General features: G+C 35.7%; 27 protein-coding genes. 5 read left to right on the top strand and 22 right to left on the bottom strand.

Features of this window, described 5'->3' with window-relative positions:
* Positions 1 to 1,749 (top strand): Gly-Xaa-Xaa repeat protein (locus tag AC1Q8M_RS20815; RefSeq protein WP_492334188.1); only part of this gene is annotated, 1,749 nt, incomplete at its 5' end.
* A gap of 81 nt (positions 1,750 to 1,830) precedes the next feature.
* On the opposite strand, the gene hfq is transcribed toward AC1Q8M_RS20815, so the two are convergent.
* Together hfq and miaA are read right to left on the bottom strand one after the other, a co-directional pair.
* Positions 1,831 to 2,055, bottom strand: coding sequence for an RNA chaperone Hfq (gene hfq, locus AC1Q8M_RS20810; RefSeq protein ID WP_000813896.1), 225 nt, complete (start codon positions 2,053 to 2,055; stop codon positions 1,831 to 1,833).
* 21 nt (positions 2,056 to 2,076) lie between these two features.
* A complete protein-coding gene (gene miaA / locus AC1Q8M_RS20805) occupies positions 2,077 to 3,030 on the bottom strand; it encodes a tRNA (adenosine(37)-N6)-dimethylallyltransferase MiaA (RefSeq protein WP_000504953.1) in 954 nt (317 codons plus the stop codon).
* A gap of 180 nt (positions 3,031 to 3,210) precedes the next feature.
* On the opposite strand from miaA, the gene AC1Q8M_RS20800 reads away from it, so the two are divergent.
* Complete coding sequence (locus AC1Q8M_RS20800; protein WP_000814431.1) at positions 3,211 to 3,456, top strand: hypothetical protein; 246 nt, start codon at positions 3,211 to 3,213, stop codon at positions 3,454 to 3,456.
* Between the two features lie 62 nt (positions 3,457 to 3,518).
* Here AC1Q8M_RS20800 and entD read toward each other — a convergent pair whose 3' ends face one another.
* From entD to gabP, 8 genes are all read right to left on the bottom strand, one after another.
* Positions 3,519 to 4,451: a cell wall-binding protein EntD gene (gene entD, locus AC1Q8M_RS20795; protein WP_016512433.1), complete on the bottom strand. Its 933-nt coding sequence runs from the start codon at positions 4,449 to 4,451 to the stop codon at positions 3,519 to 3,521.
* Positions 4,452 to 4,800: 349 nt separating this feature from the next.
* Positions 4,801 to 6,657: a PTS fructose transporter subunit IIABC gene (locus AC1Q8M_RS20790; protein WP_098366154.1), complete on the bottom strand. Its 1,857-nt coding sequence runs from the start codon at positions 6,655 to 6,657 to the stop codon at positions 4,801 to 4,803.
* A 13-nt stretch (positions 6,658 to 6,670) separates the two neighbouring features.
* Positions 6,671 to 7,582, bottom strand: coding sequence for a 1-phosphofructokinase (gene pfkB / locus AC1Q8M_RS20785; RefSeq protein WP_016512431.1), 912 nt, complete (start codon positions 7,580 to 7,582; stop codon positions 6,671 to 6,673).
* Positions 7,579 to 8,331 carry a DeoR/GlpR family DNA-binding transcription regulator gene (locus AC1Q8M_RS20780; protein ID WP_000957288.1) on the bottom strand — a complete coding sequence of 251 codons (753 nt, stop codon included), beginning with the start codon at positions 8,329 to 8,331 and terminating at the stop codon, positions 7,579 to 7,581. The genes pfkB and AC1Q8M_RS20780 overlap by 4 nt, the downstream gene beginning before the upstream one ends.
* 159 nt (positions 8,332 to 8,490) lie before the next feature.
* Positions 8,491 to 9,654, bottom strand: coding sequence for an iron-containing alcohol dehydrogenase (locus AC1Q8M_RS20775; RefSeq protein ID WP_098361322.1), 1,164 nt, complete (start codon positions 9,652 to 9,654; stop codon positions 8,491 to 8,493).
* Between the two features lie 115 nt (positions 9,655 to 9,769).
* Positions 9,770 to 10,312: a DUF420 domain-containing protein gene (locus AC1Q8M_RS20770; RefSeq protein ID WP_000228315.1), complete on the bottom strand. Its 543-nt coding sequence runs from the start codon at positions 10,310 to 10,312 to the stop codon at positions 9,770 to 9,772.
* Positions 10,313 to 10,630: 318 nt separating this feature from the next.
* Positions 10,631 to 10,969, bottom strand: a complete 339-nt coding sequence (locus AC1Q8M_RS20765; RefSeq protein ID WP_003271231.1) for a hypothetical protein — start codon at positions 10,967 to 10,969, stop codon at positions 10,631 to 10,633.
* A gap of 134 nt (positions 10,970 to 11,103) precedes the next feature.
* The gene (gene gabP / locus AC1Q8M_RS20760; protein ID WP_065229220.1) at positions 11,104 to 12,498 is read right to left on the bottom strand and encodes a GABA permease; all 1,395 of its coding nucleotides are present in this window, start codon (positions 12,496 to 12,498) and stop codon (positions 11,104 to 11,106) included.
* Positions 12,499 to 12,768: 270 nt separating this feature from the next.
* On the opposite strand from gabP, the gene AC1Q8M_RS20755 reads away from it, so the two are divergent.
* On the top strand, positions 12,769 to 13,851 hold the full coding sequence (locus tag AC1Q8M_RS20755; RefSeq protein ID WP_002094116.1) for a chitinase: 1,083 nt from the start codon (positions 12,769 to 12,771) through the stop codon (positions 13,849 to 13,851).
* 111 nt (positions 13,852 to 13,962) lie between these two features.
* On the opposite strand, the gene AC1Q8M_RS20750 is transcribed toward AC1Q8M_RS20755, so the two are convergent.
* A complete protein-coding gene (locus AC1Q8M_RS20750; protein WP_075718845.1) occupies positions 13,963 to 14,856 on the bottom strand; it encodes a metallophosphoesterase in 894 nt (297 codons plus the stop codon).
* 193 nt (positions 14,857 to 15,049) lie between these two features.
* On the opposite strand from AC1Q8M_RS20750, the gene AC1Q8M_RS20745 reads away from it, so the two are divergent.
* Complete coding sequence (locus AC1Q8M_RS20745; protein ID WP_000110542.1) at positions 15,050 to 15,865, top strand: formate/nitrite transporter family protein; 816 nt, start codon at positions 15,050 to 15,052, stop codon at positions 15,863 to 15,865.
* A gap of 140 nt (positions 15,866 to 16,005) precedes the next feature.
* Positions 16,006 to 16,278 carry an HU family DNA-binding protein gene (locus AC1Q8M_RS20740; RefSeq protein ID WP_001043904.1) on the top strand — a complete coding sequence of 91 codons (273 nt, stop codon included), beginning with the start codon at positions 16,006 to 16,008 and terminating at the stop codon, positions 16,276 to 16,278.
* Between the two features lie 19 nt (positions 16,279 to 16,297).
* Here the strand turns inward: AC1Q8M_RS20740 and AC1Q8M_RS20735 are convergent, their stop codons facing one another.
* The 11 genes from AC1Q8M_RS20735 to AC1Q8M_RS20685 form a co-directional block, all read right to left on the bottom strand.
* Positions 16,298 to 16,777 carry a GNAT family N-acetyltransferase gene (locus tag AC1Q8M_RS20735; RefSeq protein WP_097822613.1) on the bottom strand — a complete coding sequence of 160 codons (480 nt, stop codon included), beginning with the start codon at positions 16,775 to 16,777 and terminating at the stop codon, positions 16,298 to 16,300.
* Between the two features lie 157 nt (positions 16,778 to 16,934).
* Positions 16,935 to 19,355 (bottom strand): heavy metal translocating P-type ATPase, encoded by a 2,421-nt coding sequence (locus AC1Q8M_RS20730; protein ID WP_097822614.1) that lies wholly within the window; start codon positions 19,353 to 19,355, stop codon positions 16,935 to 16,937.
* 95 nt (positions 19,356 to 19,450) lie between these two features.
* Positions 19,451 to 19,657, bottom strand: a complete 207-nt coding sequence (gene copZ / locus AC1Q8M_RS20725; protein ID WP_000436973.1) for a copper chaperone CopZ — start codon at positions 19,655 to 19,657, stop codon at positions 19,451 to 19,453.
* A gap of 203 nt (positions 19,658 to 19,860) precedes the next feature.
* Positions 19,861 to 20,163 (bottom strand): metal-sensing transcriptional repressor, encoded by a 303-nt coding sequence (locus AC1Q8M_RS20720; RefSeq protein ID WP_000349637.1) that lies wholly within the window; start codon positions 20,161 to 20,163, stop codon positions 19,861 to 19,863.
* A gap of 328 nt (positions 20,164 to 20,491) precedes the next feature.
* Positions 20,492 to 20,719 (bottom strand): hypothetical protein, encoded by a 228-nt coding sequence (locus AC1Q8M_RS20715; protein ID WP_000849103.1) that lies wholly within the window; start codon positions 20,717 to 20,719, stop codon positions 20,492 to 20,494.
* Positions 20,720 to 20,967: 248 nt separating this feature from the next.
* Positions 20,968 to 21,786, bottom strand: coding sequence for an alpha/beta hydrolase (locus AC1Q8M_RS20710; protein WP_001098701.1), 819 nt, complete (start codon positions 21,784 to 21,786; stop codon positions 20,968 to 20,970).
* A 15-nt stretch (positions 21,787 to 21,801) separates the two neighbouring features.
* Entirely contained in the window at positions 21,802 to 22,623 is an 822-nt protein-coding gene (locus AC1Q8M_RS20705) for an ABC transporter ATP-binding protein (protein ID WP_000025764.1), read from the bottom strand.
* Between the two features lie 14 nt (positions 22,624 to 22,637).
* Positions 22,638 to 23,660 (bottom strand): FecCD family ABC transporter permease, encoded by a 1,023-nt coding sequence (locus tag AC1Q8M_RS20700; RefSeq protein WP_023522806.1) that lies wholly within the window; start codon positions 23,658 to 23,660, stop codon positions 22,638 to 22,640.
* Positions 23,653 to 24,660 carry a FecCD family ABC transporter permease gene (locus tag AC1Q8M_RS20695; protein WP_001173064.1) on the bottom strand — a complete coding sequence of 336 codons (1,008 nt, stop codon included), beginning with the start codon at positions 24,658 to 24,660 and terminating at the stop codon, positions 23,653 to 23,655. Before AC1Q8M_RS20695 ends, AC1Q8M_RS20700 begins: the two co-directional genes overlap by 8 nt.
* 27 nt (positions 24,661 to 24,687) lie before the next feature.
* A complete protein-coding gene (locus AC1Q8M_RS20690; RefSeq protein ID WP_001035498.1) occupies positions 24,688 to 25,653 on the bottom strand; it encodes an iron-hydroxamate ABC transporter substrate-binding protein in 966 nt (321 codons plus the stop codon).
* 300 nt (positions 25,654 to 25,953) lie between these two features.
* Complete coding sequence (locus tag AC1Q8M_RS20685) at positions 25,954 to 26,712, bottom strand: exodeoxyribonuclease III (protein ID WP_098361320.1); 759 nt, start codon at positions 26,710 to 26,712, stop codon at positions 25,954 to 25,956.
* Positions 26,713 to 26,719 lie beyond the last annotated feature (7 nt).

The following is a 26,719-nucleotide window of genomic DNA, read 5'->3' as shown; positions in this document are numbered from 1 at the left end:
GTTCAAGGTAACACAGGTGCTACCGGCGCTACTGGACCTCAAGGTGCTCAAGGTAACACAGGTGCTACTGGTGCCACTGGCGCTACTGGTGCTACTGGACCTCAAGGCGTTCAAGGTAACACAGGTGCTACTGGGGCCACTGGACCTCAAGGCGTTCAAGGTAACACAGGTGCTACCGGCGCTACTGGTGCCACTGGACCTCAAGGCGTTCAAGGTAACACAGGTGCTACTGGGGCTACCGGCGCTACCGGACCTCAAGGTGCTCAAGGTAACACAGGTGCTACTGGTGCCACTGGACCTCAAGGCGTTCAAGGTAACACAGGTGCTACCGGCGCTACTGGACCTCAAGGTGTTCAAGGTAACACAGGTGCTACCGGCGCTACTGGACCTCAGGGTGTTCAAGGTAACACAGGTGCTACTGGGGCTACTGGGGCTACCGGCGCTACTGGACCTCAAGGTGCTCAAGGTAACACAGGTGCTACTGGGGCTACTGGGGCTACCGGCGCTACTGGACCTCAAGGCGTTCAAGGTAACACAGGTGCTACTGGGGCTACTGGCGCTACCGGACCTCAAGGTGCTCAAGGTAACACAGGTGCTCAAGGTAACACAGGTGCTACTGGGGCTACTGGCGCTACCGGTGCTACTGGACCTCAAGGTGTTCAAGGTAACACAGGTGCTACCGGTGCCACTGGCGCTACTGGTGCTACTGGACCTCAAGGTGTTCAAGGTAACACAGGTGCTACCGGTGCCACTGGCGCTACTGGTGCTACTGGACCTCAAGGTGTTCAAGGTAACACAGGTGCTACCGGTGCCACTGGCGCTACTGGTATAGGAGTTACCGGACCTACCGGACCTTCTGGCGGGCCTCCTGGACCTACTGGACCTCAGGGACCTCAAGGTAACACAGGTGCTACTGGACCTCAAGGTGCTCAAGGTAACACAGGTGCTACCGGCGCTACTGGACCTCAGGGTGTTCAAGGTAACACAGGTGCTACTGGGGCTACTGGACCTCAAGGTGTTCAAGGTAACACAGGTGCTACTGGGGCTACTGGACCTCAAGGTGTTCAAGGTAACACAGGTGCTACTGGACCTCAAGGCGTTCAAGGTAACACAGGTGCTACCGGCGCTACTGGACCTCAGGGTGTTCAAGGTAACACAGGTGCTACTGGACCTCAAGGCGTTCAAGGTAACACGGGTGCTACTGGACCTCAAGGCGTTCAAGGTAACACGGGTGCTACCGGACCTCAAGGCATTCAAGGACCAACGGGTGCTACCGGCGCTACTGGTATAGGAGTTACTGGACCTACTGGACCTTCTGGTGGACCTACCGGACCTACTGGGCCAACTGGACCTAGCTTCCCTATAGCAACAATTGTTGTAACAAACAATATTCAGCAAACAGTACTGCAATTTAATAACTTTATTTTTAGTACTGCAATTAACGTAAACAATATTATCTTCAACGGCACAGATACAGTTACTGTTATTAACGGTGGTATTTATGTAATTAGCGTATCCATTTCTACAACTGCGCCAGGATGCGCTCCACTCGGAGTAGGAATTTCAATTAATGGAGCAGTCGCAACTGATAATTTCTCTTCAAATTTAATAGGCGACTCACTTTCATTTACTACAATCGAAACATTAGCAGCTGGTGCAAGAATTTCTGTTCAATCTACTCTTAATGAGATTACGATCCCTGCGACAGGAAATACTAACATCCGCCTTACTGTATTTAGAATCGCTTAAATTTCATCATAGATTGTTTATGACAAATAAAAAAAGAGCGAGGAAACTCGCTCTTTTTTTGTTATGTACAATAATTCATTACTATTCTAATTCAATTGAAACATTTTTTTGTGGTACAAATGTAGAAATTGCATGTTTATAAATAAGCTGTTGCTTACCTTCTGTTTCCAGCAGGACTGTAAAATTATCAAATCCTTTAATTAGTCCACGAAGCTGGAAACCATTTAATAAGTACAGCGTAACAAACGTATTTTCTTTACGGAGTTGATTTAAAAACTGATCTTGAATATTGATTGATTGCTTCATGTCGAATCCTCCTCTTTTTCTCTACTTACTATTATTCGACTTTACTTGTAACTTTCCTTCTATGTATCGTAAAATTTCTGACGTTTTTTCACCGTCTGTAACATCAAACCACGTGACATCCATTTTATTACGGAACCACGTTAATTGACGCTTTGCATAACGACGCGAATTCGTCTTTAATTGTGATACCGCATCTTCTAAAGGGGCTCGATTCTCAAAATAATCATAGATTTCTTTATATCCAATCGCTTGAATAGATTGACAATCTCGTATCCCTCTATTATACAGACCTTCTACTTCCTCTAATAGGCCTTGTTCCATCATCAAATCCACTCGTAAGTTAATGCGATCGTATAGCATTTCTCGATCCATTGTCAAGCCAATTAATGAAACATCATAGAGTAACTCTTTTTCTTGTTTCTCAATTTGGTCACTCATTTTTTCACCCGTCGTGTGGAAAATTTCTAACGCCCGAATGACACGTCGTACATTATTTGCATGAATACGCTCCGCACTTTCCGGATCTACTTCTTGCAATTTTTTATGTACATATTCCACACCGCGTTCTAAAGCTAACTTTTCCATTTGCTCTCGGTATATCACATCACCAGCATCATCTGTAAACTGATAATCGAATAAAACAGATTGTATATAAAGACCGGTCCCACCAACTATAATTGGTAATTTACCACGTTCTGTAATTTCTCGAATATGTTTGCGAACACGTTCTTGAAATTCCGCGACAGAAAATGAATCTTCCGGATTTTTTATATCGACCATATAATGTGGAATTCCGTCCATCTCTGCTTGTGTTACCTTTGCAGTTCCAATATCCATCGTTCGATAGATTTGCATGGAATCACCACTAATAATTTCACCGTTCAACGCTTTGGCAAGATCGATACTTAACTTCGTCTTTCCAACAGCTGTCGGTCCAATGATGACAGCAACTTTTTCACGTTGCACTTCTCCCATAGCATTCAACTCTCTTTATGTAATATACTCCATCTATTGATTATACCCAATCTTACCAATTTTAACGGCATGATTGCAAGTTCTTTCATTTCGGTACATGAAATTACATATAAAAAAGAACATAGTTTGTCCAATTCTGCATATACATGATAAAAATAGTTTCGAGAGGATGAGTTAACTATGAAACAATCCACCATCAATTTTTCATCTTTGACAAAAGACCTCATTTTAGCTACTTCTACAAAAGAACAAAATTGTTCACAAGAGGAATTATACTTCGCCCTAAATTGTTTACTACGGGCTTTTCATTCTACTCTCCATGAAACAACATCACATCCAGAAAATAAAAATACAGAATATATACAAACACAATTTTGCAGTGCATATAAAATTATTACAGGTAAAACTATTTATCCCTTTCAATAATCCATAAAAAGCGGCTGCTTACATAATTTCAAGCAACCGCTTCTTATATTAATATCGATAACCTATTGTATAACTTTCACTTTTACAGATTTGCGCCCCCAGCTATTAGCACTACCATCTGAACCGACTAATACATCAATACGATTTCCTTTAATCGCACCACCAGTGTCTCCAGCAATCGCTTCTCCATATCCTTCTACCCATACTTTTGATCCAAGCGGAATTACTTTCGGATCAACAGCAATTACTTTCATATTTGGATTTGCTGTTAAATCATGCCCCATTGCAGTTAATACACGACCACCATACGAACCATTCTCACTCGGATCTGCTGTATATGCCGTCGCTTCTACTGTAATTTCACGACCACCAGTAGGCGCACTTGTTTCAGTAGATTTCGCAACTGGTTTTGCAGCCGGCTTTTCTTTTACCACAGGTTTACTTGATTCTACATTCTTAATAGAATCGTTACTCTTAACATACTCTTTATTCTTAACTGCTGTATTATTTTTAACCGGCGCTTCTTCTTGAACTACAACCTCTTTCTTTTCAATTACAGGTGCCGTTCCTGTTAAAAATGGCACGTGAACATATCCGACTTTTCCATTGTAGTCGAATTGTAACCATTCATTTTGAACTTGATTCGTCGTTTCAATCACATCATTTTTATTAAGTTTACCTAAAATTTCAGAATCAGTATTCGCTCCAGCACGAACATTTAATACGCCCGCCGTTACATAATATGTGCTCTTTGTAAAATCAGCACTTACAAACGCTTCCTTACCGTTTAACTTAATTTTTGTCCATCCATTCTCTGTATTTATAACATCTAGTGTATTCCCACTTAACACTTTACCTACAAGCTTTGACTCTACATTTGGGTTTTCTCTAACATTTAATACGTCTGTTGTTACAATTGTTTCCGCTTTAGCAGAACCCGCAAAAATCCCAAGACCAAAAACTGCTGCTGTTGCTATACTTAATAATTTTTTCATGAATAGCCTCCATTTGCTTTGTTTTCGTATTTTCATTATAGCAACAGATTTTTAGAATTTTTAGGAATCACACAATTACAAAGCATTCGTAATATACAATTAACGAGTTGTAACATAAATTTCCATATTAATAAAATGTATTTCTCATACAATCTCCAGTGGTTTTCATATATTTTTCATATACGAGCACAAGAACTTTTTTCCAGAAAAAATTACAGTGTTACTTTTTTGTTACAAAAAATTCACAATTCGTTACATCTTTTACCAAAAAACATCAATATTCCATTGTTAACTTATTTTTTTGTAATAAAAAGAGAGCAGCTACTAAAAGCTACTCTCTTTTTATTTGTTATTGAACTTTCTTTTTCCAAACACCTAGCATAATAGCCGAGACAATCGTTCCAATTAATATAGAGAAAATATATAGTAACGGTTTATTTACTAACGCTATTACAAATAATCCACCATGCGGTGCCGGTAATGTAATTTGGAATAACATAGATAACGCACCTGCAATACTTGAACCAACAACACAACTTACGATTACTCGAACCGGATCTGCAGCTGCAAACGGAATCGCACCTTCTGTAATGAACGATGCTCCCATAATATAATTTGTTAAACCAGATTTACGTTCCGCTTCTGTAAACTTTGATTTAAAGAATGTAGTTGCGAATGCAATCGCAAGTGGCGGTACCATACCACCAGCCATAACTGCTGAGTGCACTCCAAAATTTTGTGCTTCTATTGCAGCAATACCAAACGTAAATGCCGCTTTATTAATTGGACCACCCATATCAATCGCCATCATACCACCTAAAATAAGACCTAGTAATATAGCATTCGTACCATTTAAACCATTTAACCACCCTGTCAACATTTCATTTAATGCTACTACAGGCGGAATTACTACTTTTTGCATTACAACTCCTGTAATCAATAATCCAAAGACTGGATATAACAATACAGGTTTAATTCCTTCTAATTGTACTGGTAGTCCTGAAAATAATCTTTTCAACCCTAAAACAACATATCCAGCTAAGAAACCAGCAATTAATCCACCTAAAAATCCAGCATTCGCATTCGCCGCTAAAAACCCACCTACAACACCAGGCATAAAACCAGGACGATCAGCAATAGAGCTTGCAATAAATCCAGCTAAAATTGGTACAAGGAATAAAAACGCACCTGTTTTTCCTCCACCAATTGACATGAACAATTCAGCTAAAGGACCTTCCGCCTTTATACCACCAAACGAAAATGCTAGCGCTATTAAAATCCCGCCACCAACAACGAATGGAAGCATATTACTTACACCGCTCATTAAATGCTTATAAATTCCTAATCCTTTTTCTCTCTCAATACTTTCTGATTTCCCGTCCTCTTTTACACCTTTAAAGATTGGTGCATCTTGTTTGACAGCTCGATTTAGCAATTTTTCCGTTTTTCGAATCCCATCAGCAACTGGCACTTGAATGACATGTTTACCAGCAAAACGATTCATTTCTACTTGTTTATCTGCCGCAACAATAATAGCTGTTGCACGTTCAATATCCTCTTTCGTTAAACCGTTTTTAATACCTGTTGATCCGTTTGTTTCAACTTTAATCGCTACCCCTAACTCTGCCGCTTTTGCTTTTAAGCTATCCGCCGCCATATATGTGTGAGCGATTCCAGTTGGGCAAGCTGTAACAGCAAGTACGTACGGTTCATTTCCTTCTGGTTGTGCAACTTCAATCTCTTCTTCTTTTTCATTCTCTTTTTCATCAAATAGTTGAAGAAGCTCACTTTCATCCTTCGCTTCTAATAGTTGCTTGCGAAATCCTTCATCCATTAATAATGTCGATAAACGAGACAACGTTTCTAAATGAGTATTATTCGCTCCTTCACTTGCAGCAATCATAAAGAATAAGTATGCCGGTTGTCCATCAAGCGACTCATAATTGATACCGCTTACACTTCTACCAAAACAAATCGATGGTTGTTTAACAGCCTTTGTCTTCGCATGAGGTATTGCAATACCTTCCCCTATTCCAGTCGTACTTTGGGACTCCCGCTTTAAAATAGCTTCTTTAAATTCCGTTTTACTATTTAAACGATTTGCCCCGTTTAATTTCTCAACTAATTCATCTATGACAGCTTCTTTATTTGAAGCTGTCAAATCCATAATGACTGTATCCCTTTTTAATAGTTCTGTAATTTTCATATGTTGCTTCCCCCTATCGCTTAGCTACAATTACTTGCGACAATAATTCTTCTACTTTTTCCTTCTTACATAAATCAGCTGAAAATGCTGTTGCACTCCCTGTTGCAACGCCGTATTGAAATGCCTTTTCAATATCTTTTGTCTGTTCATATTTGCCTACAAACCCTGCAACAAGAGAATCTCCGGCCCCAACTGAATTAATTACAACACCTTTTGGAACAGTCGCTTCATATATACCTTCTGCCGTAAATAATAAAGCTCCCTCTCCAGCCATCGATACGATAACGTGTTTTACACCTTGTTCAATTAATTTTCTTCCATAAGGTAAAACGTCCTCTACTGTTGAAAGCTCCACTCCAAACAACTCACCAAGTTCATGATGGTTTGGCTTAATTAAAAATGGCTTATTTTTAATTACATGTTGCAGTGCACTTCCACTTGCATCTACTACTACACGAATACCTTTTTCAGCTCCAAACGCAGCAATTGATTCGTAAAAAGTACTTGGAATAGAGATCGGTACACTCCCAGCGAGTACAACACAATCTCCAGGTTGCATACTCTCAATTTTTTTCATTAACTGTTCGAACTGCTCCTTTGTTACAATAGGACCTTGGCCATTTAATTCTGTTTCTTCTTTCCCTTTTATTTTCACATTAATGCGAGTATCTTCATCTACTTGGACGAAGTTTGTTGTTACACCTTCGTCACGTAATACCTCTTTAATAAATTGACCAGTAAATCCACCAATAAATCCAAGTGCTATATTTTTAACACCTAAACGCTGAAGAACACGAGAAACATTAATTCCTTTTCCTCCAGGAAACTTCATATCTTTCTCCGCTCGATTTATTGTTCCTAAATCAAAAGAAGGAACTTGCACTACATAATCAATAGATGGGTTTAAAGTAACTGTATAGATCATTGTTTATCAGCCTCAATTACATTGGTTTGTTTTTTATATTTTTCTAAATCAATTTCTAAATGGTTTGTAATAATATTTGCATCTTCAACATTTGCAATTTTCGCAAACGCAACTTCTGAAAACTTACTTTCATCAATTAAGAAATATCCTTCGTTTGCTAATGTTAGTGCCATTTGTTTTAGGAGCGCTTCTTCTGGATCTGGCGTTGTAAAGCCAAGCTGTTCATGTACACCATTTGCACCTAAAAAACATTTATCAAAGCGATACTTCTGCATACTTTCCTGTGCCATAGCACCGATTAAAGCTTTCGTCCTACTCTTCATCATTCCGCCTAGTAAATACGCACGAATATTATTTTCAACTAAAGCTTCAATATGCATAAGTCCATTCGTAACGACAGTAACATCTTTATTGATTAAAAATGGAATCATTTCAAATGTTGTACTCCCTGCATCTAAATAAATACAATCACCTTGTTCAACAACGCTAGCCGCATAATTAGCAATTTGTTGTTTTATTTGAATGTTTTTGGATGATTTTTCAACCATCGTTGGTTCTTGCCCTTTTCCTGTTAAAACAGCGGCACCACCATGAACTCTTTTTAATAACCTTTGCTTTTCCAATTGTGCTAAATCACGGCGAATTGTCGACTCAGAGCTTTCTGTTCTTTCAACTAATTGCTGTAATTTTACAACTTTCTGTTCTTTTACAAGTTGCAATATCATTTGATGACGTTCAGGAGTTAACATTTTATTCACCTCTTCTTTGATTACAGTATAATGAAAACGGTCACAAAAATCAACCATAAACAATCAAAAATAATCACAAACATTCATAAACGTTTATAAAAAGCAAAAAAAGAAACCTATTCGATCAAACAATCAAATAGGTTTCTTTTCTAAATTCACTTATAAAGAAGCTTTATATATACTTAGAACATCATTTTTATTTAATTTTTTAAAGTTACCAAATTCACCATACGCCATCGCTTTATTAGCCATTATATCAATTTCATTTTCTCCAATACCGTAATCAGCTAATGTTGCTGGCGCTTCAATTGAAGTCCAAAATTGACGCAGTGCCTCAATTCCTTCTAACGCCACTTCTTTATCTGTTTTTCCATCTGTTTCTATTTCAAATACACGAATAGCGAACTGTTTAAAACGACTTACATTTTCATCTACGACATGCTTCATCCAGTTAGGGAATAGAATTGCTAAGCCGCCTCCATGCGGTATATCATGAACAGCAGAAACTGCATGTTCAATATTATGAGTTGCCCAGTCACCTCTTACTCCCATCGCTAAAATACCATTTAACGCCATCGTTCCGCAATATAAAATTGTTTCCCTATGCTCATAATTTTCTAAATCACTTAAAAGCTTGGGAGCTGTCTCAATTACTGTTTTTAAAACAGATTCACAATAACGATCTTGTAGTTCTGTATTCGTTCCATGATGGAAATATTGTTCTAATACATGTGACATAATATCTACCATACCATAAATCGTTTGATCTCTCGGCACAGATGCAGTATGAACTGGATCTAAAATTGAAAACTGTGGGAATGTAACTGGGCTTCCCCATCCATACTTTTCATTCGTTTCCCAATTTGTAATTACCGAGCCTGCATTCATTTCAGAACCTGTCGCAGCAAGAGTAAGTACAGTACCAAATGGTAATGCCTCACTAGCAAATGCTTTTTTCGTTACAATATCCCATACATCTCCATCATATTTACTACCAGCAGCAATCGCTTTCGTACAGTCGATTACACTTCCTCCACCAACTGCTAAAATAAATTCGACTCCATTATCTTTACAAATTTGAATCCCTTTCTTTACAGTTGATACACGAGGATTCGGTTCAACACCCGTCAATTCAAATACTTCTGCATTAATATCCTTTAAAATAGAAATCACATTATCATAAATACCGTTTCTTTTAATACTGCCTCCTCCATATACGAGAAGAACCTTCTTACCAAACTGTGGAATTTCAGTTTTTAACTGTTCTAATTGATCTTTACCGAAAATAAGTTTCGTTGGATTACGAAATACAAAATTTTGCATATTTCTTTACCATCCCTTCTATTTGAAAAGCAACTATACTTTTGTATACCATATTTTTTTCATTTCACAAAAAGATTTGCTTAACAAAAAAGCCCCAGCCTAAAGGCTGAGACTTTTATTGATAATAAGGTGAGATCATTAAGTACACAATAACACCAGATAAACTTACATATAACCAAATTGGCATTGTCCAACGTACAATTTTACGGTGACGTGTTAATTGATTTGTAAAACCAAATACAAGTGCAAACAATGCAAGTGGTACGATAATTGCTGCTAGGATAATATGTGTAATTAAAATGATGAAATACACATATTTAATGAATCCTTCTCCGCCAAAATGTGTTGCCGGTGCTAAGTAATGATACGATAAATACGACACACAAAATAGTAAAGTTGTCGTAAATGCTGCAAGGATGAAACCACGATGCATTTTCACATTCTTTTTAATAATAGAGAATAACGCTGCTAATAAAAATACGAACGTAAAGCTATTAAAAATCGCGTTTAACATTGGTAAAATCGTTACATCAAAATGTACTTCTCCTTCATAGCCAACAGGTCCAAAGAACAAAAATAAAATAATCGCATTTACAATTACAGAAAGCGTTATCACAATAGGAGCATAGCTTTTCTGATTTGTTGATTGATCCACCAAAATGGTCACTCCCTCTTCCTTCAAGTATGTATACGTAACCTCACTATTTTAACATATTATTCACAGTGTAAATGTGACAATAGTTTGACACAGCAAGACAAAACAAAGAAAAAAATCCTTCTTAATAAAACTTCTTAAGAAGGATTTTATCGCTTTATTATTCAAATAGCAACGCGATTAATTTTTGTTAAAAAATGTATCGCTATATGCTTGAAAAATTTCAGACACTTGATATCCCATTAATGAAATTGCTGTTAATGAAAAGAAACCAATCATAAGAAATCGAAACCACATATAAATCTCCTCCTTGTATTTAGCTTAAAAAACGTTAGCTACCTTACAAGTTGCGTGGCACTCTTCATCATCACTTTCCTTCTTCTTTACAATTGCTGTAATAAATCGAATCATAAAGAAAACTACAAAAGGAAATTGTTCGTAATTCACATTGGCATAGTTTAGCAACGGCTCGCGCTGCACATCGAACGGAGATGAGAAGGAATAGAACATACCTTGCTCTTCCATATATACAATTACAATTTTCATGCAAAATACTATTCCTAGAAACGAAACAATATCTTGCCATTCTGTCGTATATAACAGGTTATACAGCTCTAATACGTACTCTTCCATCATCATCCCCCCTTCCTTTTTTACCATTTTGCTCGCCTTCGTATAAAAAGTCAAGAAAAAAGTTTATATCCACTATGACAATAGTAATTACTTGTTTCTATGATTATATATGATTCTTTTATAGCAATGACTGGGTGTAACTCTCTTCGAAAATAAGAAAATTAGAATCGAACAGATTCCTCATTCTTACTTTTAGGATTCAAAACTGTGCTATTTTTATTTCTATTAAAAATAAAATAAGAAAGTATGATAAGAACTGTAACAAACATTGTTAAAAGTGCTTGTGAACGTAAAGTATCAATTGCGAACATCGCAACTAAAACTGCTATAATAGCAGCAATTGTAACATACGTTACATACGGAAAAAGCCACATTTTCACTTTCAAATTTTTTTGTTCTACTTTCCCCATTTTTTTACGCATCTTTAAATGCGAAACTGCAATAACGAGATAAACCAGTAACGCAATCCCGCCAGATGCATTCACTAAAAACAAAAAGACTTTATCTGGAGAAATGTAACTAAAAACAACTCCAATATAAGCGAAGACCGTTCCAAATAAAACCGCTCGAACAGGAACACCACTACTGTTCAATTTTAAAAATGACTTTGGCGCATCTCCTCTTTCTGCCATTGAAAAAAGCATTCTTGAATTTGTATATAAGCCTGAATTTAAGCAAGAAAGTACAGCTGTTAAAACGATAAAATTCATAATTTGTGCTGCCGCTGGTATTCCTATATGTTCAAGTACAGCTACAAATGGACTTTTTAATATGTTAGCTGAATTCCATGGCAGTAGCGTAACAACTACCGCTATAGACCCAATAAAAAATACAAGAATACGCCAAATCACACTGTTTGTTGCTGTTTTTACTGCTTTTACAGGTTCTGCAGATTCACCAGCCGCTACTGCTACAATCTCTGATCCCATAAATGAAAATATAACAACAGTAATTCCAAGCAAGACCGAACTTATACCGTTTGGCATAAACCCACCTTGTCCAATTAAATTCGAAGTGCCGGGTGCTTCTGTTCCTGGAACAAATCCTAAAATAACAGCAAGACCTAGACAAAGGAACAAAACAATACTTATTACTTTAATAAAAGAAAACCAATATTCAAACTCTCCAAATGATTTCACCGAAAAAACGTTCGTCAGCGTTAATAAAATTGTTAATATTAAACTTAATAACCATAGCGGTATTTGTGGAATCCAATATTGGATAATACCAGCACCTGCTGTGGCTTCTATTGCAATAACAATTACCCAGAAAAACCAGTATAACCAGCCTATTGTATAACCCGCCCATGGACCAATTGCTTCTCTTGCATACGTTGCAAATGAACCACTTGTCGGATTTACAGCTGCCATTTCTCCTAGCATTCTCATGACGAAAATGACTAGAAGTCCTGCTAATGTATATGAAACGATAGAACCAGGTCCTGCCGAATGTACAACGGCACCACTTCCAACAAACAAACCAGCCCCTATTACGCCGCCAATTGAGATCATTGTAATGTGGCGTATTTTGAGATCTTTCTTTAGATTTTTATCCAACTCTTGTACATCCCCTTCCAAACTAAATTTTGAAATTTATGTAAGAGTACTGTGCGAAAGATTTTGTTCTATACGTTAAAATATATCAAAATATTCTGAATTTAACAATTGCAATTCAATCTCCTTCAAAAATTATTTCATTAGGTTTAATACTTTCCCACACACAATTGTTGAGAAAATTATAGTCCTCTTACAAAAGAAAGAATTTTCAGATATTATTAAATAAACAAGATTATACATCTAGACAACTTTTTGTATAGGAGTGTTGATATGTTAAACAAGTTCAAATTTTTTTGTTGTATTTTCGTACTGTTCTTACTACTACCGCTATCCCCTTTCCAAACACAAGCAGCAAACAATTTAGGTTCAAAATTACTCGTTGGATACTGGCATAACTTTGATAACGGTACTGGCATTATTAAATTAAAAGACGTTTCACCAAAATGGGATGTAATCAATGTATCTTTTGGTGAAACTGGTGGTGATCGTTCCACTGTTGAATTTTCTCCTGTGTATGGTACAGATGCAGACTTCAAATCAGATATTTCTTATTTAAAAAGTAAAGGAAAGAAAGTAGTTCTTTCAATAGGAGGACAAAATGGAGTCGTTTTACTTCCTGACAATGCCGCTAAGCAACGTTTTATTAATTCCATACAATCTCTAATCGATAAATACGGTTTTGATGGAATAGATATTGACCTTGAATCAGGTATTTACTTAAACGGAAATGACATTAATTTCAAAAATCCAACTACTCCCCAAATCGTAAATCTTATATCAGCTATTCGAACAATCTCAGATCATTATGGTCCAGATTTTCTATTAAGCATGGCTCCTGAAACAGCTTATGTTCAAGGCGGTTATAGCGCATACGGAAGTATCTGGGGTGCATATTTACCAATTATTTACGGAGTGAAAGATAAACTAACATACATTCACGTTCAACACTACAACGCTGGCAGCGGGGTTGGAATGGACGGTAATAACTACAATCAAGGTACTGCAGACTACGAAGTCGCTATGGCAGATATGCTCTTACATGGTTTTCCTGTAGGTGGTAACCCAAATAACATTTTCCCAGCTCTTCGCTCAGATCAAGTTATGATTGGGCTTCCAGCAGCACCAGCGGCAGCTCCAAGTGGTGGATACATTTCGCCAACTGAAATGAAAAAAGCTTTAAATTATATCATTAAAGGAGTTCCGTTCGGAGGAAAGTATAAACTTTCTAACCAAAGTGGCTATCCTGCATTCCGCGGCTTAATGTCTTGGTCTATTAATTGGGATGCAAAAAACAACTTTGAATTCTCTAATAATTACAGAACATATTTTGATACTCTTCCCTTGCAAAAATAATAAAAAACAACAATAGGTTATAGGACCTATTGTTGTTTTTTTATTTACCATCAATTACCATATCTCGTTCATCAAAATCAAATTGAGAATGATGATGTGGAATTGAATACATTAGTTACTATTTTGCTTCAATACAAATACTGAAAGTTCTGGTACACTCCAAAATCTAACAGGCATTCGGGTTGTCCCAATACCTCGATTTACATATAAATATAACAGCTTACTCTTCCCCTCTACTTCATACATACCTTCAACATAGCTCTCAGCTAGTTTGGTAGTAATTAATGGACCTACGAAAGGAATTTGGACTTGTCCTCCGTGACTATGTCCTGACAGTTGAAGATCCACTGGGTAACGATTTATTTTGGTTACAACATCCGGCTCATGTACTAATAACATGTTGAAATCATCTTGTTTCAAGTTTTTTAAAGTTGAATCTATTTGCGGCTTCCCTAATAGAAAATCATCCAAACCTGATATTGTAATATATTTGCCGTTTTCCACTTTAATTTTCTGCACTTCATTTACTAATACAGAAAAACCAGCTTCCTCCATATATTTTTTGTAAAATAAACTACCGCCCCCGCCCCTATCATGATTCCCAAACACAGCATATTTCCCTAAGGGAGCGTAAATTTTCTGCAAAATAGCCTTCGCTGCTTCTCTTTCCGCACTATAAGACCCAAATTTATCTATTAAATCTCCGGTAAAAACTACTATATCTGGATGTAATTCATTCATCTTCTCCACTAAATGTTCAAGTTGTTTCAGTGTAAACTCTGGTCCTAAATGTACATCTGAAAACTGCAATATTTTTTTATTATTAAACTCTTTAGGAATTGTAGAAGCTTCTATTTCATTCCACGTAACGGTTACTAGTTTTCGTTCTATTTCTGTCGCATAATAATACAAACTTACTGGTATCATTAATATACTTATAAAACTAATAATAAATATCTTTACGATTGATTTTTTTCGTTCTTTTTTTACATGATTCGTATTCATGTTTTCACCTCTAGAAACACTTTAAATCCTTATTGTTACATTCATGTGACAATATGAACAATGTTATCAATATGTAATTTCCTCTCTATTCACTTTGACAATTTTATACAGAAGTCATAACATATTTTTATAATACATAGATTTTTGAAATTTTTTCTATTCATTCCATCATTTTATTACGGAGGGATTATTCATGTCTGTATTTACACCAGAAGAAATTACGGAACTTGCTGCGAATTCAGGAAGAAAAAAAGCTCATTTATCATTGCTCCCTATGCTAATTCTTGGTTTTTTTGGTGGCGCTTTTATCGCATTAGGGTATTTACTCGATATTCATGTTATTGGGACAATGCCAAAATATTGGGGATCATTTTCTAGTTTTCTAGGCGCTGCTGTATTCCCTGTTGGTCTCATTCTCGTTATTCTTGCAGGCGGTGAACTAGTAACTGGTAACATGATGACAGTTTCTATGGCCTGGCTCCAAAAGAAAATTACTTTATTTTATTTCATACGAAATTTAGTTATTGTTACATTTAGCAATTTCATAGGAGCTGTATTCGTAGCCTATTTTTTCGGTCATATCGTCGGCTTAACTGAAGGAGCTTTTTTAGCGAAAACTATTTCTATCGCTCAAGCGAAACTACAAGATACACCATTGCAAGCATTTATTTCTGCAATCGGATGTAATTGGCTCGTTTGTTTAGCTGTTTGGCTCAGTATGGGAAGTAAAGAATTTATCGGAAAGATTATCGGTATTTGGTTCCCAGTTATGACTTTTGTTGCGATTGGATTTCAACACGTTGTAGCAAATATGTTTGTCATCCCAGCCGCAATTTTTGCCGGTCATTTCACTTGGGCTGAATATTTTCCAAACTTTATTTTTGTTTTCTTTGGAAATTTAGTAGGAGGTATGTTATTTGTAGCACTACCTTACTTCATATCTTATAATAAGAAACTACCTTCTCATCAAGAGAAGACTGAAATGAAGAACAAATCTCTGTCCGCTTAAATGGAATGTCTATAAAATGTCCTAAAAAATATTACAAATTTCATTTTTTTTGCGAATATATGTACGTACACTTGTTCTCGAATGTTTTATACGTTATAATAACAACTTAAATAGCATTATTTACATATGAGGTGAAAAACATGAACAAAACAGAATTAATTAAAAACGTAGCACAAAATGCTGAGATTTCTCAAAAAGAAGCTACTGTAGTTGTACAAACTGTAGTAGAATCAATCACTAACACTTTAGCTGCTGGTGAAAAAGTACAACTTATCGGATTCGGTACATTCGAAGTTCGTGAAAGAGCTGCTCGTACAGGCCGTAACCCACAAACTGGTGAAGAAATGCAAATCGCAGCTTCTAAAGTACCTGCTTTCAAAGCTGGTAAAGAACTAAAAGAAGCTGTAAAATAATGAAAAATATCCTTCTCATTTATGAGAAGGATATTTTTTTCATAACATAATTAATAAAAATCTGACCATTATGCTGTTTCTTTTGTTCCTTTATGCAAATAAAACCTTTACTTTCAAAGAAAGGTTTTGCTGTAATACTCGCTTCTGTATAGATTTCCCTATGCCCTAGGTTCACTGCTTCTTTTTCTAACTTCTGTAATATGGATGAGGCTATCCTTTTCCCCTGATAATATTTATGTGTAAATAAACGATCTACGTAATGATCCTCATTATAATCTCCAAATCCGACTATCACACCGTTATGATCCGCTACATAACTAATATTCTTTTCTAAAGACTTTAACCAGCTTTCTCTATCTAGTCGATCTGGTGCCCATGCTTGTAGCTGTAACTCATTATAATCTTTTGCATTAACCGTATGAACTGTTTCATAGAACAATTGTAATACTTGATTTAAATCTTCTTTCTGAAATGGTCTAATTATAATATCTTTTAACATATATAAGTCTCCTTACCAAACTACCTCTTAACTTTTCTACTATATACGATTCCATAATTCTTCTTTATTATATCGTTTTAATTTCTATACGAACAAAAAAACAATACTTATTCAAAGTATTGTTTTTTAATTCTATTCAATTACTTAATGTAGCTTTTTAAGATTTTAATTTAACTCTTTGTAATCGTAATGCATTTAATACAACGGATACAGAACTAAATGCCATCGCTGCTCCAGCAACCCAAGGGGCTAAGAAACCTAATGCCGCAATTGGAATTCCTAACGCGTTATAAGCTAATGCCCAGAATAAATTTTGTTTAATATTTCTTATCGTCATTTTACTCATAAAGATCGCATCAGCAATACTATTTAAATCACCGCGGATTAACGTTATATCCGCTGCTTCCATCGCTACATCCGTTCCCGTTCCAATTGCCATACCAATGTTCGCTGTAGCAAGAGCAGGAGCATCATTTATCCCATCTCCAACCATCGCTACTTTCTTACCATTTGCTTGCAGTTTTTTCACTTCTTCTGCTTTTCCTTCTGGCAATACTTCTGCAATTACGTGATCAATACCAACTTGCTTTGCAATCGCCTGAGCAGTTTGTGTATTATCTCCTGTAATCATCACAACGTCTAGACCCATTTTTTTCAGTCTTGCGATAGCTGCTTTTGAAGTATCTTTCACAGTATCTGCAACGGCAACTATACCAGCATATTCTTTATCGATTGCAATAAGCATTGCTGTTTTTCCTTCTCGTTCTAGCTCTTCCATTGATTTTGAAACTTCTTCAATATCAATATTGAATTTCTTCATTAATCGACGTGTGCCAATTAATAATTGTTTTCCTTCTACGACTGATTCGATACCAAATCCAGGAATCGCTTCAAACGTTTCTGAACTTGGAATATCAATTTTCTTTTCTCTAATTCCTTCCACAATCGCTTCTGCAAGTGGGTGTTCAGAATTTTTTTCTGCCGCACCTACTAAACGTAGTATTTCTTCTTCATGGAATCCATCTGCTACAATTATATCTGTTAACACAGGCTTTCCGTTTGTCACAGTACCTGTTTTATCTAGAATAACTGTATCTAATCGGTGCGTTGCTTCTAAATGCTCTCCACCTTTAAATAAAATACCATACTCAGCCGATCTTCCTGATCCTGCCATAATAGATGTAGGCGTTGCAAGACCTAATGCACATGGACAAGCGATAACAAGTACTGCTATCATTTTCTCAAGTGCTCCGCCAAAATCACCAGGTGTAACAAATATCATCCATACTGCAAATGTGATAATGGCAATCACAACTACAACCGGTACAAAAATACCTGAAATTTGATCCGCTACCCTTTGAATAGGAGCTTTTGAACCTTGTGCCTCTTCTACTACTTTAATGATTTGAGCTAATGCAGTATCTCTGCCTACTTTAGTTGCTTTCACTTTTAAAAAACCATTTTTATTTATTGTCGAACCTATTACTACATCCCCAATTGACTTATCAACAGGAATACTTTCACCCGTTAACATCGATTCATCAATCGCTGATTTTCCTTCTACAATCTCACCATCTACTGGTATTTTTTCACCAGGCTTTACATAGACGATATCACCAGCTACTACTTCTTCAATCAAAATTTTTATTTCTGTTCCATCTCGCACAACTGTAGCTGTCTTCGCTTGTAAACCCATCAATTTTTTAATTGCTTCTGATGAGCGCCCTTTTGCTTTCGCTTCAAATAATTTACCTAAAATAATTAATGTAATAAGTACCGCACTCGTTTCAAAATATAAATCTGTCATATGTTCCGAAGAACCAATAGATTGAATACTTAAATATACACTATAAAAATACGCGGCCGACGTTCCAAGTGCCACGAGAACATCCATATTAGCACTTTTATTGCGTAACGCTTTATAAGCCCCAACATAAAACTGTCCACCAATGATAAATTGAACAGGAGTTGCAAGTGCTAGTTGCACCCAAGGGTTCATTAACATATCTGGTAAATAAATAAATGACGTAAATGAGAAATGACTAACCATTGCCCATAATAATGGGAAAGATAAAATAAACGAAATAATAAACTTCTTCTTTTGTCTTTCAATTTCTTGTAATCGATGATCAGTTGATGCATCTTGATCATCTGGTTTCACTTCTAATTTATATCCTAGCTTCGTAATCGCGCTCTTCATTTCATTTACATTAACTTCATCAGGGTTAAAGTCTACTGTGGCTGATTCTAAAGCAAAATTTACTGTCGCCTTGTTCACACCATCTAACTTATTTAAACGCTTTTCAACTCTATTTGCACATGCTGCACATGTCATTCCTGAAACAGTAAATTCAGCTTTATCACTTACAATTCCATATCCTAATGATTCAACTTTTTCTTTAAATTGTTGCGGATTTGTTTTAGTTGGATCGTACATTATTTTTGTTTTTTCAAGCGCAAAATTTACATTTGCCTCATGAACACCTTCTACTTTTTTTAGACCTTTTTCAATTCTATTTGCACATGACGCACATGTCATTCCTGATATTTGAAGATTGGCCTCTTTTTTTTCATTCATGTCTCTCACCTCTATATACCCTTATGAGGTATAATTATTAGCAAAATAAATCGTACTTCATTTAAAGTACGATTTATTTCCATATCTAAAAATAATTATTGAACATCGTATCCTTGATCTTCGATTACAGCAACGATATCTTTTAATGTTACAGCAGACGAGTCGATAGTAACTTCAACAGTTCCTTCTGCTAATTGAACCTTCACTTGTTCAACACCGTTTAGCTCTTTCACACTGCTTTCGATAGCATTTACACAATGTCCACAAGACATACCTTCAACTTGTAATGTTAACTGTTCCATTTAAAATCCTCCTCTTGTTTATTCATTGTTTGTTAATCACAATTACATCTTACCATACCCCCCTAAGGTAATCAATGGTTTTGTATCATGATTTTTCAATTATTTTCTAAAAGTTTATTTTACACACACTTTTTCACTACAATACACCAAAATCCAATATGAGGGTAAACAAAAAAACAAGCCAGTTAAATACTAGCTTGTTTTTACGCTTTTGAAAAACGTTCAAATACTGTCATTAATTCTTCAATTGCTTCGTCACCATTTCCATTTTTAATAGCTCCTGAAACACAATGACTCGTATGATTTTTGAGAACACCCATTCCTACTTTTTTCATCGCTGCATTAATCGCTGAAATTTGCACTAAAATATCTACGCAATAACGATCATTTTCAATCATGTTTTGAATACCGCGGACCTGTCCTTCAATTCTCTTTAATCTATTTATAATCTGTTCTTTTTCTTTTTCTGATCTATGTGTTACTGCTTCATGCTCTTTATGATCCATATTATCACCTTCTTAAAGTTTCTCTTCATCCAATAAAACAATTGTTTTTTATGAGTATACCAATTATAGCATTAAATATCTACGCATGATACCCCATAAGAGTATATTTACACTTTATGATTATTCTTAACAACTCATTAGCTTCTTAATCTCAATTTTCAGTATACCCTTTCCTTTTTGTCAAAAAATCATTATATCTCTCATCAAAATTCAATAAAGTGAAACAAGAATAAGCGGGGATTACCCGCCCCCGCTTATTCTTCGTCTATAATGTTTTAATTTTAATTTTCAGATATTTAACCCGAGAATTTTTTCTTTCCATATATAATTATTGCTGATCGCATACTTTTGTATCATTCACTACTGAAGTTCCTTCAACGGTTACCGTATGAAAACAGTCATTTACTCGAACTGTCACAACATTATCTTGCCGATCAATGATATGATATTCATTAAAATTTTTATTTAGAGCACTGCGAATTTGTTCTCCTTCATAAATTGGAATGCCATGTGATAGAACCCAAATAAGTCCAGCGATAGCAAGAATAGTTTTCATACGATCTACCTCCTTGGGAATATAGTGAACTTTTAATCCATACTTTTTCAGCTCTACAAATCATGATTGAAATAAACCAAGCCTTTTTGGAAATAAGTTCATTTCGTCTATTTTATGTTTATGCTAATTGTGACCGATTTGTGACAACTTTTTGTCTCTTTAGACGAAAAGTTGAAACAAAACTTTCGAAAAGGACAATTCTACATATTAAAAAAGGTTATGGAATGTTTTATCCATAACCTTTTTTCCTATACGTAACTAATAAACCTCAATCCTTTACTTAAAGACGTCGGCACAACAGATGCATGATTCTCCCCTTCAGCTTCATAAAACTTAAATTTAAGTTTATCGTGGTTTACTTGGAGAAGGCGCTCTGATAATTCATTTGCACCTACAACCATATGCTCTCGTTCAAGTGATCCAACTGTAAGGAACACTCCTGTTTCAAACTTAGCATTGTTTAATTCAATTATAAGGTTCTCTTCTTTTTCAAGAACGGATTTATTATTCCACCATATAGATGGACTACTAATAAAATAATTTTGAAAAGCATTCAAGTTTGTAAATAGTATATGCAAAGCGAATAGGCCACCTAAAGAATGCCCAAATAAAGTTTGCTTACCTTTATCAATCTCAAAATTCTTTTCAATTTGTGGTTTCAGTTCTTCTTCAATAAAAGTAAAGAAATTATGTGCTCCTCCTGTTTTAGGCCACGGTTTACCGTCTGGTTTTAAAGGGGCATCTTTTGAAATTACGCTAGGCGTAAAATCATAGCACCTTTCTTCCCCTGAAAATGCGCCTTCAATTGGATAACCCACTCCTACTATAATAGCTGGTGAAACACCGGTTTTTTCCGCTCTTACTGATTGTATTTTAACTGCTTCATGAAATGTTTGAAAAAAGGCATTGCCATCTAATACGTAAATGACAGGATATCCTGAATCCGGTGCTGGTTGCCTCGGCTTTGAAATATGAATTTGATATTCCTTACCTTCTAATTTTGAATACATTTTCCACTGCTCTGTATTAGATGTTATAATCTGCTGTTTTTCAACTGTAGTATTCACCCTATCCCCCCCTTTTTAACTTGTTACATATATTTCGATTTTTTCTTCTTGAGATACAACGCTATCATAACCGAAACAAACAGGAGCCCCGTTATACGGATCAATCATGACACGTGCATCAATATGAAATACTTCTTTTAACACTTCATTTGTAATGATTTCTTCTGGGCTACCAGTTGTAACAATTTCTCCTTCCTTCATTGCAATAATTTCATCTGAAAACCTTGCTGCATGGTTAATATCATGTAATACCATAACAACCGTACAATTATGTTCTTTATTTAACTTCTCCACAATTTGTAATACATCTAATTGATGAGACATATCAAGGTATGTAGTTGGCTCATCTAATAGCAACACTTCTGTCTCTTGTGCTAATGCCATCGCTAGCCATACCTTCTGTCTTTGGCCACCTGATAAATTTGCAATTTGTCTCGTTCGAAATTCAGAAGTTTTCGTTATATCTAATGCCCAATCAATCATTTCTTTATCTTTTGTCGTTAACTTATTTACGTTATTTCGATGTGGATAGCGTCCATAAGAAATTAATTCTTCCACTTTAAGTTCACCTGGTGCAATTGGAGTTTGCGGGAGTAAAGCTAACTGCTTCGCAATTTCTTTCGTTGGAATTGTATGTAAATCCTGTCCTTGCAAATATACTTTACCGCTTTTTTGTTTTAAAATTCTTCCCATTGTTTTTAACAATGTCGATTTACCGCAACCGTTTGGACCTATAATTGTCGTTACTTTTCCTTCTTGTATTTCCACATTTAAATCGCGAAACACTGTAAGCTTTTCATAACTTGTTTCTAAATTTTTTGCACTTAAAATACTCACTTTTATTCCTCCTCTTACGCTTTCGCCTTATAAAGTAAATATAAGAAATACGGTACACCGACAATAGAAATAACGATTCCAACTGGTAGCTCTACAGGTGTAAAAACTGTTTTCGCAATAAAGTCTGAAGCAATTACAAGAAACATTCCGATTACGCCGCACGTAGGAATTATATACTTATGTTGAATACCGACAAGCCTTTTCGCTATATGCGGTGCCATTAAGCCAATAAAACCGATACTCCCTGAAACAGCAACACATGCGCTCACAAGCCCGATACTACTTAATAGTAAAATCGATTTCTCTCTTTCTACTGAAACACCTAAACTTGTAATACTCGTTTCTTCCAATTGAAATAAATCTAATAAATAAGCTTTCTTTTGTATAAGCGGAATTAAGATAATAAGCCATGGTAACATAGCCACAATATACTTCCAGTTCGCACTATATATGCTTCCAGACACCCACACTGCGGCCATTTCAAAATCAGTTGACTTCATTTTGAGTGATAAGTACATAGAAAAGGCTCCAAATCCTGATCCAATTGCAATCCCTGTTAATAAAAGTCGCTGCGAATCTAATTTACCGTTTTTCCAAGAAAACAGATAAATGATGATAGCTGCACCTAATCCGCCTACTAAACCAAACATTGGCATCATCATAATAGAAACCCAGTCTGTGCTTTTTAATTGCCCTTGAAAGAAAAACATAAAAATGACAATCGCTGTTCCTGCTCCGGCATTTACGCCTAAAATACCTGGGTCCGCCAACCCATTTCTCGTAATCCCTTGAATAACGGCACCCGCAACACCAAGGCCTAATCCTACTAATCCAGCAATTACGATGCGCGGAAGGCGAAACTCAAAAATAACTAAATCATGTTCTGGTACTGGATCAATTCTAAACAGTGTTTTAAATACATCTGTAATCGTAATATCGAACGTACCATTTGTTAAACTAATATAAATAGCACATAGTATTAAAAATATAATAATTCCCATCGTCATTCCGAAACGTTGACTTGAACTTTTAGGCATGTCGCTCTCCTCCTCTAGTACGGATTAAATAAAGAAAGAAAGGAATTCCAATTAAAGAGGTAACGACTCCAATAGGTGTTTCAAATGGATAGTTTACAAATCTACTCAAAACGTCACATAACGCTAAGAAAACGCCACCAATAACACCTGCACATGGCAAAATCCACTTATAATCTACCCCAATTATAAAGCGGGTAATGTGCGGAATAATTAAACCTACAAAACCAACTTTCCCCACTAAAGCAACTGCTGTTCCTGTTAAGAAAATTACCGATAAAATTGCCATCGCTTTAACTAGTTTTGTACGTTGCCCTAAATTAATAGAAACCTCTTCGCCTAATGAAAGAATGGTAATAGATTTTGATATTAACAGTGCTAAAATTATTCCAATTATCCCAAACGGTATCGTGATTTTAATGATATTAGGATCTACTTGATCTAACTTTGCATTAAACCAAAAACTAACATTTTGAGAAATTTGGAAATACGAAGCCATTGCAGCCGATACACTACTTAAAAATGTTCCAATAACTGTTCCTATAATCGCTAACCTAACTGGTGATAAGCCATTTTGAAGGAGCGAACCAAAACCAAACACGATACCGGCTCCTAGTGCAGAACCAATCATTGAACATAAAACCATACCAATTGATGACATTCCCGGAAGAAAAATCATGCTAAGTGTAATAACAAAGGCAGCGCCATCCGTCACACCCATAATAGAAGGGGATGCAAGATAGTTTCTTGTCATCCCCTGCATAAGTGCTCCTGATATGGCTAGAAATGCTCCGACTAAAAGAGCTGCAACTACCCTTGGTAAACGTGAAGTAATAATAATATTATGATTTACATCGCTTGAATCAAAATGAAATAATGCGTTCCACACTGTTTCAGCGTCAATACTTTTTGCCCCATACAAAATCGAAAGTATAACTGTAAATAAGATGAGTATGGGTGCTATACATAATATAGTTACTGGTACTGCATTTGTTTTCTGCATATCATTCAACGCACCTTACTTATTGTATTATTTAGATAAATTTTTCACTGCTTCTTTTAAGAATGCTGTTTTACTCCAAGCTGTACCACCTTGTGCCATTGGGTCTACAACATTTACAAATACTTTCTTTTCTTTCGCAGCGTTCATACTTTGCCAAATTGGATTATTTTCAATATCTTCTAGCACTTTCGGTTTATTATTTTCACTTGCTTCGTATTGCAAGAAGATATAATCAGGATTAACTTCAGCTAATTTTTCTAAAGAAATTTTTTCTTGTGCTTTTACCGTTTTAAGTTGTTCTGGAGCAGTTAGTCCAAGATCTTTATAAATTACAGGGTTAAAGTATACTCCTTCTGGGTATAGGAATAAGTCATTTGCTCTTAGTCTAATGACAAGTACTTTTTTATCTTTTAACTTATCTCCTAGTTTTGCTTTTGCTTTTTCAGCGTCCGAATTGTAGTCTTTAATAATTTTTTCTGCTTTATCTTTTTTACCAGTTAATTCTCCCATTAACTTTAAGTTATCTTCCCAATTTGTTGAAACGTGTGATACCGGGAATGTAGGAGCTACTTTCGTAAACTTTTCAGCTGTTTCTGCTGGGAATTTCGTACTTGATGTAATAACGTCTGGTTTTAATTGAAGTAATGTTTCGAAATTTGGTTCCATTTTCTCACCAACAGATTTCGCACCTTCTAAATCTTTCTCAAGATACTTCGGTAATTTACCACCAACAGTAATGGCACCAACTGGTTTAATTCCAAGTACTGCCGCATCTTCCATTGACTCTAAACTAGCTGTCGCAATTTTATCTACTTTTGCTGGCACTGTATATTCTTTACCTAAATATGTAATTTTTCGTTTTTCATCTTTTTTCGTTTCCGTAGCTTTTGTCTGTTGTTTTTGCTCGCCTGAAGTTTTATCCGCACTATTACATGCCGCTAAACCTACACTTAAAACTGTAACCATCCCTAATGTAAATAACTTTTTATTCATCTTTATATATCTCCTCTCGAATTTTCCAAACTATATTCTCAATAAAATTTAACTATATGAAACTTGTCTTACATATATATTTCATTAGATTAATAATTCTATCCAGAACTCATTCTCGTTCACTTCCCCTAAGCTATAATTCTTTTATACCTCATCCATTGATAATATTTTTCATTGATAATGATTATCGTTACTAAGTATATATTTAATATGCAATTATTTCAAGAAAGATTTGAAAAATTTTAACAAACTGAATTAAAAAAGAAGTATCCGCCTAATGTTAGATGGATACTTCTTTTTTTAGAAATTTATATGTAATTCAACTGGACAATGGTCAGATCCCATTACTTCACTATTAATTTTCGCTTCTGTTATTTGGTCTTTCATTCTTTCCGAAACAACAAAATAATCTAAACGCCATCCGATATTTTTCGCTCTCGCGCCCATACGATACGACCACCACGAGTATGCACCTTCTTGATCAGGATAAAGGTAACGATATGTATCAACAAACCCTTCTTCTAAAATACATGAAAATTTCTCTCGTTCCTCATCAGAGAATCCAGGGTTTTTACGATTACTTTTCGGATTTTTCAAATCGATTTCTTTATGAGCAACATTTAAATCTCCACAAAAAATAACTGGTTTTTTCTCATCTAATCGTTTGATATAGGACCTGAAATCATCTTCCCATTTCATTCTGTAATCTAATCGTTCTAATCCACGTTTTGAATTTGGTGTATATAACGTTATCATGTAAAAATCTTCGAATTCTAAAGTAATAAGTCGTCCTTCATGATCATGCTCTTCAATGCCTAAACCATATGTAACTGAAAGCGGTTCTTTTTTTGAAAAAATAGCCGTTCCTGAATATCCTTTTTTCACAGCATAATTCCAGTATGTATAATATCCCTTTAGATTTAAATCAATTTGTCCTTCTTGTAATTTAATCTCTTGTAGACAAAATATGTCAGCACTTGATTCCTCAAGATATTCCAAAAATCCACCTTTTGCGATAACAGCTCGCAAACCATTTACATTCCATGAAATTAACTTCATTTATAGT

The organism is Bacillus sp. GW823-FHT06A10, assembly GCF_058795375.1.
This window is presented reverse-complemented; position numbering and strand designations above follow the sequence as displayed.

Bases quoted from the DNA above. Each gene is read 5' to 3' on its own strand.
- hfq (WP_000813896.1), bottom strand. From the start codon at position 2,055: ATGAAGCAATCAATCAATATTCAAGATCAGTTTTTAAATCAACTCCGT.
- miaA (WP_000504953.1), bottom strand. From the start codon at position 3,030: ATGGGAGAAGTGCAACGTGAAAAAGTTGCTGTCATCATTGGACCGACA.
- AC1Q8M_RS20800 (WP_000814431.1), top strand. From the start codon at position 3,211: ATGAAACAATCCACCATCAATTTTTCATCTTTGACAAAAGACCTCATT.
- entD (WP_016512433.1), bottom strand. From the start codon at position 4,451: ATGAAAAAATTATTAAGTATAGCAACAGCAGCAGTTTTTGGTCTTGGG.
- AC1Q8M_RS20790 (WP_098366154.1), bottom strand. From the start codon at position 6,657: ATGAAAATTACAGAACTATTAAAAAGGGATACAGTCATTATGGATTTG.
- pfkB (WP_016512431.1), bottom strand. From the start codon at position 7,582: ATGATCTATACAGTTACTTTAAACCCATCTATTGATTATGTAGTGCAA.
- AC1Q8M_RS20780 (WP_000957288.1), bottom strand. From the start codon at position 8,331: ATGTTAACTCCTGAACGTCATCAAATGATATTGCAACTTGTAAAAGAA.
- AC1Q8M_RS20775 (WP_098361322.1), bottom strand. From the start codon at position 9,654: ATGCAAAATTTTGTATTTCGTAATCCAACGAAACTTATTTTCGGTAAA.
- AC1Q8M_RS20765 (WP_003271231.1), bottom strand. From the start codon at position 10,969: ATGGTAAAAAAGGAAGGGGGGATGATGATGGAAGAGTACGTATTAGAG.
- AC1Q8M_RS20755 (WP_002094116.1), top strand. From the start codon at position 12,769: ATGTTAAACAAGTTCAAATTTTTTTGTTGTATTTTCGTACTGTTCTTA.
- AC1Q8M_RS20750 (WP_075718845.1), bottom strand. From the start codon at position 14,856: ATGAATACGAATCATGTAAAAAAAGAACGAAAAAAATCAATCGTAAAG.
- AC1Q8M_RS20745 (WP_000110542.1), top strand. From the start codon at position 15,050: ATGTCTGTATTTACACCAGAAGAAATTACGGAACTTGCTGCGAATTCA.
- AC1Q8M_RS20740 (WP_001043904.1), top strand. From the start codon at position 16,006: ATGAACAAAACAGAATTAATTAAAAACGTAGCACAAAATGCTGAGATT.
- AC1Q8M_RS20735 (WP_097822613.1), bottom strand. From the start codon at position 16,777: ATGTTAAAAGATATTATAATTAGACCATTTCAGAAAGAAGATTTAAAT.
- AC1Q8M_RS20730 (WP_097822614.1), bottom strand. From the start codon at position 19,355: ATGAATGAAAAAAAAGAGGCCAATCTTCAAATATCAGGAATGACATGT.
- copZ (WP_000436973.1), bottom strand. From the start codon at position 19,657: ATGGAACAGTTAACATTACAAGTTGAAGGTATGTCTTGTGGACATTGT.
- AC1Q8M_RS20720 (WP_000349637.1), bottom strand. From the start codon at position 20,163: ATGGATCATAAAGAGCATGAAGCAGTAACACATAGATCAGAAAAAGAA.
- AC1Q8M_RS20715 (WP_000849103.1), bottom strand. From the start codon at position 20,719: ATGAAAACTATTCTTGCTATCGCTGGACTTATTTGGGTTCTATCACAT.
- AC1Q8M_RS20700 (WP_023522806.1), bottom strand. From the start codon at position 23,660: ATGCCTAAAAGTTCAAGTCAACGTTTCGGAATGACGATGGGAATTATT.
- AC1Q8M_RS20695 (WP_001173064.1), bottom strand. From the start codon at position 24,660: ATGCAGAAAACAAATGCAGTACCAGTAACTATATTATGTATAGCACCC.
- AC1Q8M_RS20690 (WP_001035498.1), bottom strand. From the start codon at position 25,653: ATGAATAAAAAGTTATTTACATTAGGGATGGTTACAGTTTTAAGTGTA.
- AC1Q8M_RS20685 (WP_098361320.1), bottom strand. From the start codon at position 26,712: ATGAAGTTAATTTCATGGAATGTAAATGGTTTGCGAGCTGTTATCGCA.